Genomic DNA, 18,412 nt, shown 5'->3' on the forward strand with positions numbered 1-18,412 from the left:
TACAAAAAGATATGAAATTAGATATACTCGCTTTTGGAGCGCACCCAGATGATGTGGAATTGGGTTGTTCCGGAACAATTTTAAAAGAGATTTCTTTGGGGAAAAAGGTTGGAATTGTCGATTTGACACGCGGGGAACTCGGAACCCGTGGTTCTGCCGAAATTAGAGATGAAGAAGCGAATGCCGCTGCAGAAATTTTAGGTGTTTCTGTTCGCGAGAATCTGAATATGAGAGATGGTTTTTTTGTCAATAACGAAAAGCACCAACTCGAAATTATAAAGATGATTCGAAAGTATCAACCTGAAATTGTATTGTGCAATGCGATAGACGACAGACATATCGATCACGGAAAAGGAAGTAAATTAGTTTCGGATGCTTGTTTTTTGTCTGGTTTGGTGAAAATAGAAACGGTTTTGGATGGCAAAATCCAAAAAGCTTGGAGACCCAAAGTGGTGTATCATTATATACAATGGAAAAATATAGAACCTGATTTTGTTGTTGACATCACCGGATTTACCGATAAGAAAATAGAATCTATTTTGGCGTATCGTTCTCAGTTTTATGATCCAAATTCCAAAGAACCAGAGTCGCCGATTTCGAGCAAAAACTTTCTGGAAAGTCTTAATTACCGTTCCAGGGATTTAGGAAGGCTTACTGGTGTCGAGTATGCCGAAGGTTTTACAGTCGAAAGATATTTGGCAGTCAATAGCTTAGGTGATTTGAAGTAAAATTGCCAATTTTTTTTTGATTTTTTGTTTGCAGAAGCAAACATTTGTTCTATATTTGCAACCGATAACCAGAAATGGTGGTTGTAGCTCAGCTGGTTAGAGTAGCGGTTTGTGGTGCCGCGGGTCGCCGGTTCGAACCCGGTCAGCCACCCAGAATATAAAGCCTTGAAGAAATTCAAGGCTTTTTTTGTGTGGTATATTTTCTTTCAAAATAAATATTAGTTTATTGATTCAAAATAGATTAGTTTTTCTTAAATTGCTTATTCTAAACTTTCAAATAAATAATTTAAAAAATAATATCTATGGGAACATTTTTAGTAAGCAAAAGAAAAAATGATGAATTTCAGTTTGTATTAAAAGCAGGAAACGGACAAGTTATTCTTGCGAGCGAAGGATATACAACCAAAGCTGCCTGTGAAAACGGAATAGAATCTGTGAGGAAAAATTCTCAAGACGATGCACGATTTGATAGATTGGAAGCCAAAAACGGAAAACCTTATTTCAATCTTAAAGCTTCAAACGGACAAATAATTGGCAATAGTGAAATGTACGAATCGGTTGCGGCACGTGATAATGGAATTGAATCGGTAAAGAAAAATGCTCCTGATGCCGATGTGAAAGAAGATTTGTAGTTGGTTCTACAATTTGTATATAAAAAAAGAGTTTTGAATTGTTTCAAAACTCTTTTTTTATAGAATTAATTCAATTCTTTTTTGAATGATATGGTAAAGGTTGTCCCTTTGTTTATAGTGCTTTCTACATCAATTTTACCTCCTAAACTTGTTATATGACTGTTTACCAAATATAGACCAATGCCTTTGCTGTCGATGTGGTTGTGGAATTTTTGGTGCAACCCAAATATTTTGTCTTTTACCATTTTCATGTCAAAACCGCTGCCATTGTCTGAAAAAATCAATTGATTAATTCCATCGTTATCTCTTGAAGAAATTGAAATAACCGGAGAATGACCCGGTTGCGCATACTTGATGGAATTGGTTATCAAATTGAGGTATATGCTTTCTAAATACGCTTTGTTGAAATTAATTTTTTCAATTTCGGAGAAATCAACATTAATCACTGTTTTTGAGTTTTGTATTAATGAATTAATGGAACGTGTCACTGTGTTGAGACATTCATTCAAATCTAGTTCTTCAATTTGAGCAATGGTTCTGTCTTCCATAATTAAAACGTCAACATAGTCATTCAGAGTTTGTTTTAAAGTTTCACATGCGATTTTCATCATTTCGATGAATTCTAATGTTTCTGAATCTTCAATTTTTGAAATATCCAATAGATCAAAAATTGACAGCAGATTGTTTACCGGTGATCTTAAATCATGGGAGCTGGTGAAACTTAATTTTTTGAGGTCTGAATTTATGGTAGTGATTTTTTTTAGAAGTTGATTTCGTTCTTCCTCTATTTTTTTGGTGTGTGTAATGTTTTTTGCTATTGCATAAACCAATTTTTCGTCCTCTACAGGCATTGATGTCCATGAAAGCCAAACGATTTCACCATTTTTTGTTACGTAACGATTTTCAAAGTGGAATAGAGGTTTGTTATTATGAAGTTGATTTCTGACTTTTGCAGTGATATCCTTGTCTTCATGGTAAACAAAATCATTGATTGGTCTAGAAAATAATTCTTCGTTTGTATAACCTAATAATTGAGAAACAGCAGGATTTATTTTTTTAAAAAAACCATCAAATCCTGCTATGCATAACAAATCTGCGGATAGTTCAAAAAAATGCTCAAAAATATAATTGCTGTTTGGAATTGGATTTTGTTTTTCTGCCATTATCTCATTTTTTGTCAATAATAGAAAAGGAGTAATAGCAAAGTCTATTTTCCCTTTGATTCGTTTGTTGGGGTTTTTAAGTGTCTAGCGGGCTAATTTACATATCGTTTAATTGAACTCCAAATTTATTAATCGTTAGAATATATTATAGATAAAAAGGTTTAAAAGGATTGGGTATTAATTTTTAAAGTTTATTGGTTCTAAAAAATAAATGAAAATTTAAACAGAAGGCAGCTTAAAAAAAACAACGAGCTTTGAAGCAATTCAAAGCTCGTTGTTTTTTTATTTTATTACTGAATTTATTTTATTGGTTTATCCACCACAATTCTTTCAGGTCTGTTTGCCAACTCCCACGCTATTACAAAAGCCAATTGAGCTCTTTTTGCCAAGGCGTCATATTCTATTTTATTGGGTTCATCTGTTTTTTGGTGATAATCTTCATGAACTCCGTTGAAAAGGAATACGGCAGGAATGCCAAATTTTGCAAAATTATAATGGTCTGAACGTTCGTAAAAGTGATTTGGATCTTTTGGGTCATTGAATTTAAAATCCAGATCCAACTGAGTGTATTTCTTATTTTGTTCAACGGTGATGTTGTGTAAATCGGTTGATAATCTATCAGCTCCAATTACATAAACATATTTGTTGGTATCAGAGTGATCGATATCGCGACGGCCTATCATATCAATGTTGATATCGGCCACCGTGTTGGCAATTGGGAACAATGGGTGCTCAGAATAGTAGCGCGATCCGTGCAAACCATGTTCTTCTCCGGTTACGTGAAGGAACAAAATAGAACGTTTGGGCCCGTGACCTTCTTTTTTTGCTTTTTGAAAAGCTTCTGCTATTTGTAGAATTGCAACCGTTCCAGAACCATCATCATCGGCTCCATTATAGATTTCGCCATTCTTGATTCCTACGTGGTCATAATGAGCAGAAATTACCAAAACTTCTTCGGGTTTTTCAGAGCCTTCAATGTACGCCCAAATGTTTTCAGAATCAGGCAGGTTTTCATTGCGTTTAGCATTCAGGTAAGATGCTGGAACAGGCTGATAATAGCTCGTAGCTCCTTTTGGAAAAGGGATTTTGCTTTTTTTGTATTGTTCGATAAGATAATTTCCGGCTTTCTTTTGTCCTTTGGAACCCGTGTCGCGACCTTCCATCTCATCAGAAGCAACGATATAAAGTTTGGTTTTTAGTTTTTCTGCCGTTATGGTGTTCATGAACCTCGTTGGGTCCTCTTTATTGACATCATTTTTTTGGGCAAAACAGGAAAGCGTTGCTACAAACAATAAGAGAGTTAAGTTTTTTTTCATTTAAGAATTTTAGTGATTAGTAATTACTTTTTTTATTTCTTCAAAACTTCGTTTAAGAATAGTTTAAAATGTTCAAAAGAGCGTTTGTCGGCTTTTTCATTGTAAGCAGCACCTTTTGAATTGTCGTTTCCAGACTCGGGATTAGTAAAGGAATGGACAGCATTAGCATAATAAATCATTTGCCAATCGGCTTTTGTGTCTCTCATTTCTTGTTGAAAAGCGGCGATTTCTTCTTTGGATTCGTAAGGGTCATCGGCACCGTGACATACCAAAACTTTTGCAGTGATTGGTTCTGTTGGTCTTGAACTGTCTTTGCCTAAACCTCCATGAAAAGATACGACTCCTTTTACATTTAGATGGCCGCGCGCAGCTTCAAGTGCTCCGGAACCTCCAAAACAATATCCAATGATAACAATATTATCAGGATTTGCTCCGGCTGCAATTAATTGTTGTAAGGCCAATGAAATACGTTTTTGATAAGCATCGAAGTTCTTTTTGTAATAACCCGCTATTTTCCCAGCTTCGTTGTTGTCTTTTGGGTAATTTCCCTCGCCGTAGATATCGGCTATAAAGGCAAAATAACCCATTTTTGAAAGTTTGTCGGCGGTATCTTTCGAGAGTTTGTCGATACCTCGCCAGGCAGGCAGAATTAATATTCCCGGTTTTTGGGTGTTGCTCTTTTCGGGAGCAATTTTAAAACCATTTAGAACCTGATTATCGTCTTTGTATTGTACAGGTTTTAATTGTGCAAATCCCTGAATAGTAGATAGTATCATGATTAAAAATGGGATTTTAAAATTTTTCATAATTTCTTTTTTTACAAATATGAGAATAATAAAGATATAAAAAAACCCTGAAAGTTTCACCTTTCAAGGTTTTTATTCCTGTTTATGTACTAAATACTTTATTATTTTATAAATCAATATTTCGTTTGAAAGCACAGCCTAATTCGATTAGAGATTCTGTTTTTGCGATGCCGGGAATACTGTCGATTTGTTCATAAAGAAGTTTTCGCATGTGTTCATGATCTTTGGCAATCATTTTTATATATAGGGTGAAAGAACCAGCAATGAAATAACATTCTGTGATTTCGGGGATTTTTTTTAATTCTTCAATAACTCTAGCCGAGTCATGGTCTTTTTTTAAATAAATTCCTGTAAAAGCTCCCCAGTCAAAGCCAATTTTTTTTTCATTGATAACAGGTTTGATTCCGGTTATGATTCCGTTTTCCAATAATCGATTTACACGTTGGTGTACCATTGTATTGGATATTTTTAAATTGGCAGCAATTGATGAAAAAGCCATTCTTCCGTCTTTTTCTAATTCTTTGATTATGTTAATGTCAAATTCATCTAATATGTCCATTTTTTTGTTTTTTAAAAGTTAAAATCACTTTTTTTAGGGCGATAAAAGTAATTCTTTATTTGTTTATATTTTTTTGCAATATTGAATAGAAATGTTAAATTAATAAAATGACTTAATATTTGTTTTATAAAAATTAATTTTAACTTAAAATGTTATAATTGAGTCAAAAACATTGTTTTTATGTTAAAAAATAAAAATTATAATTACTTTTGATTTCTGAATTATAAAAAAAGCCTAATCATGACTCATATAACACAAGGATTTTCTTCAAAATCAGAAAATTTAATTGAAAAAGAAAATAAATATGGAGCCCATAATTACCATCCGCTGCCAGTTGTTTTGGAAAAAGGGGAAGGTGTTTATGTATGGGATGTTGACGGAAAAAAATATTTTGATTTCTTGTCGGCTTATTCAGCAGTGAACCAAGGGCATTGTCATCCAAAAATTGTTGGCGCAATGGTAGAGCAAGCTCAAAAATTGACATTGACTTCACGTGCTTTTTATAATGACCAACTCGGGGTTTATGAGGAATATGTCACCAATTATTTTGGTTTTGATAAAGTACTTCCTATGAATACAGGTGCTGAGGCGGTAGAAACAGCTTTGAAATTATGTCGAAAATGGGCGTATGAAGTAAAAGGAATTCCCGAAAACAAAGCGCAGATTATTGTTTGTGAGAACAATTTTCATGGTAGAACCACAACTATAATTTCTTTTTCTAATGATGAAAGCGCGCGTCAGAGTTTTGGTCCTTTTACCGAAGGTTTTATAAAAATTCCTTACGATGATACCGAAGCTTTGGAAAATGCTTTGAAATCATCAAAGAATATAGCAGGGTTTTTGGTAGAACCTATTCAGGGAGAAGCGGGAGTTTATGTTCCAAGTGAAGGTTTTTTGGCGAAAGCCAAAGCACTTTGCGAAGCACATAATGTATTGTTTATTGCCGATGAGGTACAAACCGGAATTGCAAGAACAGGTAAATTATTGGCAGTGCATCATGAAAATGTGCAACCTGATATCTTGATTTTAGGCAAAGCCATTTCCGGGGGTGTTTATCCAGTTTCGGCGGTTTTGGCGAATAACGGAATTATGGATGTTATCAAGCCGGGTCAACACGGTTCTACTTTTGGAGGAAATCCTGTTGCGGCTGCGGTTGCGGTTGCCGCTCTGGAAGTGGTGCGTGAAGAAAAATTATCTGAAAATGCCGAAAAATTAGGAATCATTTTGAGAAAAGGCCTTAACGAAATTGCAGAACGAAATCCGTTGATTTCATTAGTTCGCGGTAAAGGTTTGCTGAATGCTATTGTGATCAATAGTGATGAGGAATCTGATTTGGCTTGGGACATTTGCCTTCGTTTCAGGGATTATGGTTTATTGGCAAAACCTACTCACGGAAATAAAATACGTTTCGCACCTCCTTTGGTAATCACAGAAACTCAAATTCAGGAATGTCTTGCAATTATTGAAAAGGCATTGAATGACTTTAGATAATAAATTAGAATTTTTGGATGTGATTAAATTTGGTAGTTAAGTCTTGTAATTTGTATAATTTAAGCTTATCAATTTTGTCATTCCGAGGAACAAGGAATCTCATTGTTTGAATTTATTATGTGATTCCTCGTTCCTCGGAATGACAAATCAGCTAAGAGGTTACCGAGAACGGCTAACCTCTTTTTTATTGGTCAAATTTGATGAAATTTTCAATTCTGCGATGTTTTGAAAAAAGGATTCTCTTTTTTGAAGTCCTTTTTTGTCAAATAAATAAAAGTAATTTTTTTTCAAAAAATAATAAACAATTGATGTTTTAATATTGGTTTGAATACGTACATTTGTATAAGTATTATTACTTAGTTTTATTCAAAAGTTTAATTCCTAATACTTTTATCATGATACAAATCAATAGACCAAAATTGACAATAGTGGGAGCTGGACCCGGTGATGTTGAATTGATTACATTAAAAGCAATAAAAGCTCTAGAAGATGCCGATGTTGTTTTGTATGATGCCCTTGTCAACGAAGAGTTATTGCAGTATGCTAAAAAGGATGCTGAAATTATTTTTGTTGGGAAACGTTTTGGTTGTCATGCCTACAGTCAGGACCAAATTAACGATTTGATTGTATCCATGGCAAAAAAATACGGTCATGTTGTTCGATTAAAAGGTGGAGATCCATTTGTTTTTGGAAGAGGAAGCGAAGAAATTGATTTTGCACGACAATTCGGAATTGAAACAGCCGTCGTTCCCGGAATATCATCAGCATTGGGAGTTCCGGCTTCTAACGGAATTAGTTTGACACAAAGAAAAGTAGCTGAAAGTTTTTGGGTAATTACAGGTACAACTTCAGACCATAAATTGTCAAGGGATGTTGCTTTGGCTTCGCAATCTTCGGCAACGGTTGTTATTTTGATGGGAATGAACAAATTGGAAGAGATTGTGGCTTTGTACCAAAACAACAGAACCGATGATTTACCGATTGCCATTATTCAAAACGGAACACAAAAATCTCAAAAGAAAGTCATTGGTACAATTAATACAATTACCGATTTGGTGAAAAAAAATGAAATTGCTTCGCCGGCGATTATAGTAATTGGCGAAGTGGTGAAAAACGCTTCTGAATTAACTTCTTTTATAAAAAAAGAACAGTTTTCGGATGCATTTATGGATGAGGAATTTATTTTGCAAAATTTAGATCTTGTGGGATGATAGTAATAAAATATTTTGGAGGTATCGTTGAACGCACCCGATGCCGTGACGAAAAATTTGATTTTTCGGACTTGCCGTTGAGTAAATTGTTGACCGAATTAGACAATAAATATCATTTTGGGCAATACCCTTTTAGTGTGGCCGTGAATCAAGAAATTATTGATAAAGTCAATAATCAAATTCTGAAAAATAATGATGTTGTGGCTTTATTGCCTCCTTTTGCGGGAGGATAATTGTTGATTAATTTTTTGAGTGAAAAATAAAATGAGGTGCTTTATTGGCGCCTTTTTGATTAAATAGCGGATTAGTTTCTCTTTTTTACAAATAAATACCATATTTTTGGTTTCATTAACCGAGGTTCAGCATTAGAAATTATTTCACAGAGATTCGCGAAGAACAAACAGAGTTACACGGAGTATTTTAGTTTCAATCTCAAAAAAGATATTTTTCTTTGCGAGTCTCTGCGAATTCTTCGCGAATCTCTGTGAAATAATTCCTAATGGTGATTTTGGTATTAACCCCCTTTTGTAAAAGTAAAATATGAGAAAAATTTTAGTAAGCGCATTTGTTTTAAGTCTTTGTATTCATTTGCAAGGACAGACAATTGATAAACTTATTACCTCCAAAGAAGTTACCCGAATTGAAAAAATCCTTTCTGCCGATGATATGCAGGGGAGAAGAACTTTTACTCCCGGAATCGATAAAGCATCCGCCTTTATAGAATCGGAATTTAAAAAAGCCGGATTGAAACCTTTTGCAGGAGCGACAAATTTCAGACAGGAATTTTTCATGACGGAGTCTAAACCCAAAACTTCAAAAATTACTATTGAAGGGAAAGAAATCAATAATTTAAAAGTGGTTACTTTCTCCTACCAACCCCAAGTTTCTTTGACGGAGAAAAGCGATATTACTATTGTAAAAATCAGTAAAGGCGATAATTTGGGACAAAAATTTAATGAGTATTTCAATAGCGATAAAAGTTATTTGGTTTTGGTTGATGCTTCTTTTAATAAGGTCTTGCCTAATATTCAGAATATTGACAGAATCAAATCCAATCCCGGAAATAATACTATTTTGTTTGTTTTTGGAGTTCCTGAAGCGACAACTTTTTCAATTGAATTGACCAATACGATTTCTAAAAAGGCACTGAATAATGTGGTTGGTGTTTTGCCAGGAAAGAGCAAGCCAAATGAGTATGTTATTTTTTCTGCCCATTACGATCATTTGGGTATAGGTTCTCCAGAAGGAGGTGCTCCGCATGTGGCAACGGACTCTATTTATAATGGAGCCAATGATGATGCCGCGGGAAGTACTGCGGTTATTATGCTGGCCAATTATTTTAAAAAACAAAACAACAACGAGCGAACCATCATTTTTACCACTTTTGTGGCTGAAGAATTGGGAGGTTTTGGAGCCAAATATTTTTCGAAACAGCTGCCTGCCGACAAGGTGATTGCTATGTTCAATCTTGAAATGATTGGAACCGAATCCAAATGGGGAAAGAACTCCGCTTATATTACGGGATTTGAAAAATCTAATTTTGGTGAAATATTGCAGAAAAATTTGGAGAAAACTAATTTTAAATTTTATCCAGATCCGTATCCGCAGGAACAATTGTTTTACCGTTCGGATAATGCGACTTTGGCCAAATTGGGAGTTCCGGCACATACTATTTCGACTTCAAAAATGGACAGTGAACCTACTTATCATACTGCCGATGATGAATTTGAATCTCTAGATATTCCTAATATGACCGAAATTATCAAGGCTATTGCGTTGAGTTCGTCCTCAATAATTAGTGGAAAAGACACGCCGACAAGAGTAAATACCAAAGAATTGCGATAAACTTAGATTATTAGTTAAACGAATTTCACACCATAAGTGTTTGAAAAATAAAATTCAATTGCCTCCAACTTTAGCTGGAGTTAGTTAAGTTCAAAAGCAAATTGGCTTTAGCCTAAAAAATCAACAATTTTTATTTGGCTAAAGCCAATTATTTTCGCAAAATCCTAATCCCCCAGCTAAAGCTGGAGGCAAACCAATAATAACAAACTCAGGTTTTGAATTCTTATGATTTCACACTCGAGCGATAGCAAAAAAACAAAGTAAATTTTTACTAATTTTTTATTCAAAAATATTTCAAAAATATTTCAAAAGTCTGTGTAGTCAGCGTGCTGATTCGTGGGCAAAATTTATTTCAAAAAAAAAAATAAAGGGTTACGTTTAAGCCGCGTAACCCTTTTTTGTTTTTATTCAAAAAGATAAAAAATCAACCTGTATTTTTCAATCCGCTTGAAAGTGAATTGATAACACCTAACAGTTTGGTTAATAATTTCTCTTTTTCAACTTTATTATCATCTGATATTTCCCTCCATTGTTTGATGTATTTAGCGTGCAATTGATGTAAAACATTTAATTTGTCTGTTCGCCATTTTAGATTATCGAGTTGTCCATGTCTTCGATCAGAAACTGTTTCGTCAAAAAGTTCTTGGATTAATTGAAGACTATTTTCGTAATCTGTTTTTATTTTGGACATGAATATTTCTCTTTCGGCATTATTTTCATCTAAATCAGCATAGAGTTCCATAATTTCTTTGTCGGAAAGAATTAAGTTGGTTTCTGTCTGAATCATCAAAAACTTAAGGAACGGCCAATCATTTATGCATTTTTTTAAAGATTGAAAAGATTCTGGTTTCTCAGTTTTCAATGTTTTTAAAGCATTTCCAAGTCCGTACCAACCCGTTATGGTGATGCGCGAAAGATTCCAGCTAAATACCCATGGAATGGCTCTTAAATCATTTAGTGTTCTTGTTCCGGTACGTCTTGCTGGTCTTGAACCAATTTTACTTCTTTCCAAGACATCGATACATGTGACTTTGCCGTAGAAATTAATAAAACCGGGAGTTTCAATTAAATCTCGATAATTTTCAAATGATTTTTGAGATAAATATTCCATTATCTCAAACGGATAATTTGTAGAATTCAGATTGTTTTTTGATTCCAACGAATGTTTTGCCACACCCGAAGCCAACGCATTGAGATTGTATGTAGCTGTAAGCGGGTTTCCAAACAATTGGGCAACCGTTTCTCCCTGAACTGTAATTTTTACTGTTCCGTTTACAGTGTTTGCAGGCATACTTTCCAAGAATCGGTGGTATTTTCCACCACCTCGGCTGATTGTTCCGCCCGTACCGTGGAAGAAATAAATATTAAAACCGGTTTTTTCGCCTATTTTAGAAAGTTTTTGTTCTGCTTTGTGCAAATTCCACTTACTTGCAATAGTTCCTCCGTCTTTATTACTGTCGCTGTAACCAAGCATTACTTCTTGTTTGTAATCTGTTTTTGAAGCTCTTTGTTGGGTTGCGGGATGTTGTAAAAACTTTTCCAATATCTCAGGACCATTGTCAAGGTCTTCAATGGTTTCTAGTAGCGGAACAACTTTTATGGAAGTTGTAAGTAATTGTGTTTCTTTCATTAAAAAATAAACCAACAGCAAATCACTTAGGTTTCTAGTCATACTGATTATAAACGCACCAATACCCTCCGAACCATATTGATTGATATGATTGCGAACCACTCGATAACAATCCAAAACATTATCCGCTTCGGAACCATAGGAAATTGTAATATCGGTAATTGGCGCATTGTTTTCCAAAAGTTTACTTAGATAGTCAACCTTTTTTTCTTCATTCCATTGTTCAAAATCGAAATCTTTTTCGCCATTGGCTTTTAATATTTGCGAAAAAGCTTTGTCATGAAATGTACTGTTTTGTCTAATGTCCAGTTTAGCCAAATGAAAACCAAAACAACTCACGGCTCTTTCCAATGGGAAAAGAATGTCATCTGCCAGACCTTTCATTCCAGTTTCGACAAGAATTTCTCTAAAAAATTTAAGGTCATAGCTTAAATCTTTGCTTGATTTGTAATAAGAATTAGAATCGGTAAAATGATTCGAGATGGTGTTGTCGAGTTTTGCAACCAATAAGCTCAGGTATTGCCTCCAAGGTTCATACGGATTTCTTTTTACTGCGTTTTCACCCTGAACTCCCAATGCTTTCGATTTTTCTTCGATAGCTTCCAATAAATTAAATGGAATAGGATTGTTTATCGCTGAAACCGAAAATTTTATGGTGGCATTAACCAATAAATTTTTTATTATGGCTAGAGCGTTTTTTCGGTGTAATTCTAATGTTTCCTGAGTGATAGTAGGAGTTACAAACGGGTGTCCGTCTCTGTCGCCACCTACCCAGCTTCCGAAATTAATTTTAGGAAATACATCCGGATTTTTAATTTTATTGGCATTCAGACCAGTTTTTATCCAAGAACCTTTTAAGTGTTCATCACTTTTTTCCAAAACCGTCGGCAAAATTTTACTCAGGTAATAGATAATGTTTGCTCTTTCGTCCTTGATGTCTGGTTTCTCAAGATATATTTCGCCTGTTCTCCACCATCTTTCCAGAAGATTAATGATTTTTTCCCTGATTTCGGTTTGTTCGAGACTGCTTAATGAAGTATTTTCTTTTTTTACCAAAAGCAAATACAACTCCCTGTGAATTTCGATTACCGTTATACGTTTCGCTTCGGTGGGATGGGCTGTCAAAACAGGGATAACATTTGTGTCCGAAATTGTCTGTAGCATTTCATCTTCACTAATTCCCTGTTGTTTCCAATAATGAAAAGCTTCTCCCCAGGAACCTCTAATGGAATAAAGATTTTCTTCATTTTCCATTTTTCTTCGGTACTGAGTAGCCGCATTTTCTTCAACCAAAGTCATCAGTTGAAAATAAATACTTAGTGACTGAATGATTTTGTCGCTTGAAAGTTTTTGGTTGTCTAAAAAGCCTTTTGTTTTAATGAGCTCGATTACTTCGTCTTCATTTATTCTTGAAAGCATTTCCTCATAGCAATCAATGATGAAATTTCTATCATTTAGAATCTTTTGAAATGATTTGCTGTTATCCATTTTTCATCCTATTATTTTTTTCTAACAAGTAAATTATACAGCAGAAAGAAATATTGAAGGTTAAAAAATGAAACATTTCTTCTGATTTTGTATAACATCAAAAATACGAAAATTGAAAAGAGAATAGTAAAATAACTTGCTAATTTTAATATAATTCTACTACAACGATTGCTGGGTTTAAAAGGCTTTATAGACTAAAAATAAGCTGTTGTGTGTGATTATTTAAAAATAGAAAAGATACAATTTATCAATTTTGTCATTTCGAGGAACGAGAAATCACATTATGCAAATATACGATGTGATTCCTCCTCTGTCGGAATGACAAAATAGCATTTTTTTTATTTTTTATAAATTATTGACGGTGCCGATTGTGCTTTGGCATAAATTGTCACGTCGGCAATGGTTACTCTGTTGGGAGCGTTTACGGCATAGGAAATAAAATCGGCTATATCTTCTGCCAATAATGGGTCGAAACCTTCGTAGACTTTTTGCGCTCTTTCTTTATCGCCTTTAAATCGAACTTCCGAAAATTCGGTTGCAACAGCTCCAGGAGCGATGTTGGTTATTTTAATTCCGTGTTGCGTAAGGTCAAGACGCATTCCTTCGCTTATGGCTTCTACGGCTTTTTTGGACGCGCAATAAACAGCTCCGTTGGCATACGTTTGTTTTCCTGCAACCGAACTTAAATTGATGATATGCCCTTTTTTCCTTTCCACCATCTGCGGAATTATGGCTTTGGATACATATAATAATCCTTTTACGTTTCCGTCTATCATGGCATCCCAATCTTCAATATCACCAGTATCAATAGTCGATAGTCCGTGAGCATTTCCGGCACTATTTACAAGAACGTCTATGTTTTTCCATTCATTTGGTAACGAATTTATTTGGGTTTCAACCTCATTTCTATTTCGAACATCAAATTGCAAAGTGTGAATTTTAACCGTTTTTGATACTAAGTTTTTCAGTTCTTCGAGTTTTTCTGCGCGGCGCCCGCAGATGATTAAATCATATCCGTTTTCGGCCAATTTGATTGCTGTTGCTTTTCCAATTCCTGAAGTTGCACCTGTTATTAAAGCAATTTTTGTCATTTTATTATTTCGTATTTTTTTGTAAAAGTGTTGCAAATGTTGGGTATTTGCTAATAAGTTTAATTGGAGGGCTAAGATACTAAAAGTACAGAAAGGAATTGTAGTCTCTTTTGAAATAACAAACGCAATTAGCCACGGATGATACGGATAAAACTGATTTTGCACAGATTTTATTTAGCTTAAAAAAAAATAAAAATCCGTCTAATCAGTTTTATCCGTGTCATCTGTGGGATATATTTTTTTAATCAAAAACATTTTTGCCTTTTCCAGTTGTAATCAGGCTGAAAAGGCTTTGCTCGATAAGTGCTCCCCAAGCCACGAACAATCACCGTAACATTCAAATTTTGGAGTCAAACCAATGTGGGTAAAACGGACTTGTGTTTTATTATTTATTTCAGATATTTCAAAAATGATTTTTGTCCCGGTCCATTCACTTTTGTCTTTGAAGGAACTCAAATTACTGTCAGTCACCAGCCAGACTATTTTTTCGTTGGGAACAGATTCTATTAGTTTTTGTTTCGAATAATGAATAGTTGCCATGGTATAGGCGAATTCATCGTTCAATTTTTCGGAGTTTCCTTCTATTTCTCCCTGCCACCAGCCGCGAACATTGTTGATGGCATCAAATGCTTCTTTTAGGGAATTGTCAACTACTATTGTTGTTGTAAAATTTGTTGTCTCCATTTTTTATTTGGTTTGAAAAATTATTTAAGCAATACTAATTGACCTGAATGGTATTGCAAATGAGATGTTCTGGTGATAATGATATTCAGCTTATTACGATGCGGTTCTTTGGCAAAGTCTTCGGCTGAAACCGCTGTATGTTTTTCAAACCATTCTTCGGGTTTCAAACTGTCAAATTTTTGCTTTAAGACTTCGCACTGTTTGGCCCAAAAACTTCTCAATTCTGAAGCTGGGGGTAATTGGTTTACTGTTTTGTCAGGAGATTTAATGAATGGTTCGTAAAGTTGAGGATACAATTTTTCGCCCATGTCTAATAGTATAAGCATCTCGTCGTGCACAGCTATAAGATGACCTAATAAATAAATTCCCCGGTTTTTGCCAGGCGCAATTTCCTTTTGTAAGGTTTCGTCAGTTAAGTCATTGAGGATTTTATCCCAATTTGCAATAGATCCGTTCCATCTGTCGAATGTCATTTTTAGAAAAATTTCTGTTGTTGCCATTTTTTTTATTTTAGAATTATTTTTTTTAGGCTATTAAATCACAATATTCTTGACGAAGTAATTTGAATATCTGCATATTTCCAGGCTTCATCAAAGCGATTTTTTGTTTCCTCATATTTCTTTTTATTCGCAAGTTTTTCGTAGGCATTCATTAATCCTTTCAAAGCCCAACCGTTATTTCGGAAATTCTTTAAGTCTTCTTCGTAAATGGTTATAGCTTCTTTATATTTTTTAGCATCAATCAATACAGCACCTAAATGATGACGAACAGAAAAAAACCAATCGGGAGGCTCGTTATAATTCAGTGCGTCTTCTTTTGCGACAGCTTCTTTTAAAAGAGGAATCGCTTTATTATAATTTTTCTCGTTGGCATTAATTTCTCCTTCCAATGTTTTCGACGCTATTTCGCATAAATCTATCATGCTGTTAATACCCCAAATAGTCAAATCTTTTATTTTGGGATCAGTCATTATTTTTTTCATCAAAGCAAGATGCTTTTTGGCTTCGGCTGGTTGATTTTTGGAAAGCATTGCCATTCCTTGTGCATAATGCCAAATCAGCAATGGGTATTTTAACTCTTTTTTTGGTGCAGGAGCATTCAGAATTTCTTTCCATAAACCCAATTTTATCTCCACATACCACGGGATGGAATAATAGTGTTGGAGTGTGGACCAAGTCGGATCAAGCAGTAATTTTTTGTGGGCGTGGTCTGCCGTTGCAAGTGCGCCTTTTAAGGCCGCTTTACTTTCTCCACTAAGTGTGGCACAAGCTGCAATGAAGTGGTAATTATGAGGATAATAGGCAAGGGGATACGCACCTTGAGCATGGCAGGCATCCATATAGGAGCTGTCAGTTTCGACTGCTTTTTGATTGGTTGTAACTCCATCGTGATAACGCCCGTTTCTTATATAAATATGTGATGGCATATGTACTAAATGTCCCGAACCCGGAACCAAATCGCGAAGTAAATCTGCGCTTGCTTCTGCTTTTTCTGGATTTTGAGACATTTCTTCAGCATGTATGTAAAAATGATTTGCACCAGCATGTTTTGGTTCCAATTGCAAACAATTTTTAAGCACCTTTATTATTTCGGGTGTCCAAGGCTGTGATGTTCCGTCTTTTTTCCATAAATTCCATGGATGTAGATTCATTAATGATTCTGTAAACAGGGCACCTATGGTTACATCACTTGGGTATTTTTTATAGACTTTGCGCATCGCGACGGCGTAAGAAGAATCGAGTACGGAACGCACAATAGTGGTGTCGTTGGAATAGCGATACGTTAAGGCATTAATCAAATCTTTCTCTTTTTCTGTGCAGGAAGCCGAATGTTTTTTTGCTTTTTTTACTGCTTCAAACGCTCTTATGAAATTATCCTTTTCCATACCAGCATTGTAATTTGGACCAAGGACATAGGCAAAACCCCACCAGCCCATGGCACAAGTAGAATCTTGTTTTGTAATTTCAAAAAAGGAGCGGGCAGCCTCGGCATGATTAAACCCGAAGGAAAGCATCAGTCCCTGATCGAAATATTTTTGGGCTTCTGTTTTTTTTGTTGAAATAGGAAAATGAAGACCATCTAATCCTTTGAAAAATGGTGCTTTTTTGTTTGAAGAATACCAATTTTTGTCGGTTACTTCGGGTGTGCTGCAATTGAAGTTGCTGGTCACAGGTATTCCTTCGTTAGCGGTCTTATTCTTTGAGCATGAACAGCAAATTAAAATCAAACAAATAACATAGAAAGTGTTTCGCATAATCCATATTTTTTTAAGAATATGAATTTACAAAATATTTTTATGAGCAGGAGATTTTTAAATTATTATTTGATTTTAATTTGCTGGTAATTAATGGTTTGTGGTTGTTTTTTTGGAGGCGAGTCTAGTTTTTTTTTGTATTTAAAATAAAAAATAGACGACGAATTGTATGGATTTGATAGAAATAATTGTTTGACGAAGTTTGCCTACATACCGGGCCAATACAAAACATTAAATTTATGTCCGTCGGGGTCTGAAAAAACAAAAGTATAACCCAGTTCGTAGTTTTGTGGTTCTGAAATTATTTTTCCGCCCGCTTTTTTTACATTTTCAGACCATTGATCGACTTCATCTCTGTTTTTGGCAGACAACGAAAAAATGATTTCGTTACCCATTTCTGGACTAACAATTTTACCGTTCGTAAAGAATTCCAATCTTTCCTTTTTAAAGAAATTGATAACAAATTTATTTTCGCCAAATACCAAACTCGTCAATTCCTCAGAATTATTATTGTCATTTTCCATGAATTCTAATTTGGTATAGAATTCGGTTGTTCTTTTTAAATCCGCTGAGGCCAAATTTGCCCAAATCATTCTTGGTTTCATGGTTTTAAATTTAAAATTGCAGAAACTAAAATTACGAATTAAAATACTTGAATGTTAAAATGATAGGTGTTTTTGTGATGTTAAGCAAGTAGTGATTAATGTGTTCGAAGTAAGATTTGTTTTAATTTAATTCTTGCAAAAACGCAATGCCGCAAAAAATGGTGACTATTGCTTATTTTCAATCGTTAATAGTGCAGATTTGCCACCCGAGCAAAAGCGAACAGGCGAAGCAAATCATTCCAAATACAAAACCATATTTCCATTAAGCCAATTGCCCAAATCCGTTGTAGCTGTTACCAGAAGGTGCTTTTCCTAAAGATTTTACTCTTCATCTTTTTCGTAGCCTTCATAATAATATGACTGTTCAATTCCTTTGAAGATAATTTCCCTATTATTAACATCGTTAGTTAGATTTTCTTGTAATAAAATCCGTAATTCCAAATCATTAATAGGACTTCTCTCCATTGATTGTAAATAAAGAGTTTTGTCAACGAGTTGCCAATTTACGACTTTCTTAAGTCTATTTTTTAAAATCATATCCAGCCAAATTCTCATAGATCTTCCGTTACCTTCCATAAAAGGATGAGCTATATTCATCTCGACATATTTAGCAATAATTTCATTAAAATTATTTTCTGGCATTTGCTCGATCTTTACTAAAATTTCACTGAGATATAAAGCGGTTGCAAATCTAAAACCGCCTTTAGAAATATTGAGTTTTCTTATTTCTCCAGCGAAATCATATAAACCATGAAATAGATAGTGGTGTATTTGTTTGAGGCCTTTTGTGGTGCCGATTTCTATTTTTTCAATGTCGTTTGATTCAAACAATCGATATGCATTTTCTAAACTATTTTTGTCAATATTTTTCATATAGATTTAGCTCCAATTTAAGTCTATTACAAAAAT

The 18,412-nt window shown here is 34.5% G+C and carries 17 protein-coding genes and 1 tRNA gene; 7 read left to right on the forward strand and 11 right to left on the reverse strand.

The annotated features are described in order from the left end of the window. Positions 1 to 11 precede the first annotated feature (11 nt). The 3 genes from bshB1 (at position 12) to EM308_RS10370 (ending at position 1,360) form a co-directional block, all read left to right on the forward strand. A complete protein-coding gene (bshB1, locus tag EM308_RS10360; RefSeq protein WP_035638905.1) occupies positions 12 to 728 on the forward strand; it encodes a bacillithiol biosynthesis deacetylase BshB1 in 717 nt (238 codons plus the stop codon). Positions 729 to 805: 77 nt separating this feature from the next. After that, positions 806 to 879 (forward strand) — tRNA-His (locus EM308_RS10365). Between the two features lie 151 nt (positions 880 to 1,030). Beyond that, positions 1,031 to 1,360: a YegP family protein gene (locus EM308_RS10370; RefSeq protein ID WP_035638902.1), complete on the forward strand. Its 330-nt coding sequence runs from the start codon at positions 1,031 to 1,033 to the stop codon at positions 1,358 to 1,360. A 65-nt stretch (positions 1,361 to 1,425) separates the two neighbouring features. On the opposite strand, the gene EM308_RS10375 is transcribed toward EM308_RS10370, so the two are convergent. The 4 genes from EM308_RS10375 to EM308_RS10390 form a co-directional block, all read right to left on the reverse strand. Next, complete coding sequence (locus EM308_RS10375; protein ID WP_051877847.1) at positions 1,426 to 2,523, reverse strand: PAS domain-containing sensor histidine kinase; 1,098 nt, start codon at positions 2,521 to 2,523, stop codon at positions 1,426 to 1,428. 299 nt (positions 2,524 to 2,822) lie between these two features. Next, positions 2,823 to 3,839 (reverse strand): M28 family metallopeptidase, encoded by a 1,017-nt coding sequence (locus EM308_RS10380; RefSeq protein WP_035638899.1) that lies wholly within the window; start codon positions 3,837 to 3,839, stop codon positions 2,823 to 2,825. A gap of 32 nt (positions 3,840 to 3,871) precedes the next feature. Next, a complete protein-coding gene (locus EM308_RS10385) occupies positions 3,872 to 4,645 on the reverse strand; it encodes a dienelactone hydrolase family protein (RefSeq protein WP_035638896.1) in 774 nt (257 codons plus the stop codon). A gap of 106 nt (positions 4,646 to 4,751) precedes the next feature. Continuing rightward, positions 4,752 to 5,204, reverse strand: a complete 453-nt coding sequence (locus tag EM308_RS10390) for an Lrp/AsnC family transcriptional regulator (RefSeq protein WP_035638894.1) — start codon at positions 5,202 to 5,204, stop codon at positions 4,752 to 4,754. Between the two features lie 240 nt (positions 5,205 to 5,444). Here EM308_RS10390 and rocD point away from each other — a divergent pair, with 240 nt between their 5' ends. From rocD to EM308_RS10410, 4 genes are all read left to right on the forward strand, one after another. Next, a complete protein-coding gene (gene rocD / locus EM308_RS10395; protein ID WP_035640204.1) occupies positions 5,445 to 6,695 on the forward strand; it encodes an ornithine--oxo-acid transaminase in 1,251 nt (416 codons plus the stop codon). A 395-nt stretch (positions 6,696 to 7,090) separates the two neighbouring features. Then, positions 7,091 to 7,906 (forward strand): uroporphyrinogen-III C-methyltransferase, encoded by an 816-nt coding sequence (gene cobA / locus EM308_RS10400; RefSeq protein WP_035640205.1) that lies wholly within the window; start codon positions 7,091 to 7,093, stop codon positions 7,904 to 7,906. Further along, entirely contained in the window at positions 7,903 to 8,139 is a 237-nt protein-coding gene (locus tag EM308_RS10405) for a MoaD/ThiS family protein (protein ID WP_035640206.1), read from the forward strand. Before cobA ends, EM308_RS10405 begins: the two co-directional genes overlap by 4 nt. A 307-nt stretch (positions 8,140 to 8,446) precedes the next feature. Further along, complete coding sequence (locus tag EM308_RS10410) at positions 8,447 to 9,751, forward strand: M20/M25/M40 family metallo-hydrolase (RefSeq protein WP_035640207.1); 1,305 nt, start codon at positions 8,447 to 8,449, stop codon at positions 9,749 to 9,751. Positions 9,752 to 10,175: 424 nt separating this feature from the next. Here the strand turns inward: EM308_RS10410 and EM308_RS10415 are convergent, their stop codons facing one another. The 7 genes from EM308_RS10415 to fic form a co-directional block, all read right to left on the reverse strand. Further along, positions 10,176 to 12,869: a phosphoenolpyruvate carboxylase gene (locus EM308_RS10415; protein ID WP_035640208.1), complete on the reverse strand. Its 2,694-nt coding sequence runs from the start codon at positions 12,867 to 12,869 to the stop codon at positions 10,176 to 10,178. A gap of 338 nt (positions 12,870 to 13,207) precedes the next feature. Next, the gene (locus EM308_RS10420) at positions 13,208 to 13,960 is read right to left on the reverse strand and encodes an SDR family NAD(P)-dependent oxidoreductase (protein ID WP_035640210.1); all 753 of its coding nucleotides are present in this window, start codon (positions 13,958 to 13,960) and stop codon (positions 13,208 to 13,210) included. Between the two features lie 276 nt (positions 13,961 to 14,236). Beyond that, positions 14,237 to 14,644: an SRPBCC family protein gene (locus EM308_RS10425; RefSeq protein ID WP_231560041.1), complete on the reverse strand. Its 408-nt coding sequence runs from the start codon at positions 14,642 to 14,644 to the stop codon at positions 14,237 to 14,239. Positions 14,645 to 14,664: 20 nt separating this feature from the next. After that, entirely contained in the window at positions 14,665 to 15,144 is a 480-nt protein-coding gene (locus tag EM308_RS10430; protein ID WP_035640212.1) for a DinB family protein, read from the reverse strand. A gap of 38 nt (positions 15,145 to 15,182) precedes the next feature. Continuing rightward, positions 15,183 to 16,898 carry a tetratricopeptide repeat protein gene (locus EM308_RS10435; RefSeq protein ID WP_035640214.1) on the reverse strand — a complete coding sequence of 572 codons (1,716 nt, stop codon included), beginning with the start codon at positions 16,896 to 16,898 and terminating at the stop codon, positions 15,183 to 15,185. 206 nt (positions 16,899 to 17,104) lie between these two features. After that, a complete protein-coding gene (locus EM308_RS10440) occupies positions 17,105 to 17,503 on the reverse strand; it encodes a VOC family protein (protein WP_035641311.1) in 399 nt (132 codons plus the stop codon). Between the two features lie 321 nt (positions 17,504 to 17,824). Then, positions 17,825 to 18,376, reverse strand: a complete 552-nt coding sequence (gene fic / locus EM308_RS10450) for a protein adenylyltransferase Fic (protein ID WP_035641522.1) — start codon at positions 18,374 to 18,376, stop codon at positions 17,825 to 17,827. Between the last annotated feature and the right edge of the window lie 36 nt (positions 18,377 to 18,412).

The sequence above is a fragment of the Flavobacterium gilvum genome, from assembly GCF_001761465.1.
Classification (GTDB): Bacteria; Bacteroidota; Bacteroidia; order Flavobacteriales; family Flavobacteriaceae; genus Flavobacterium; species Flavobacterium gilvum.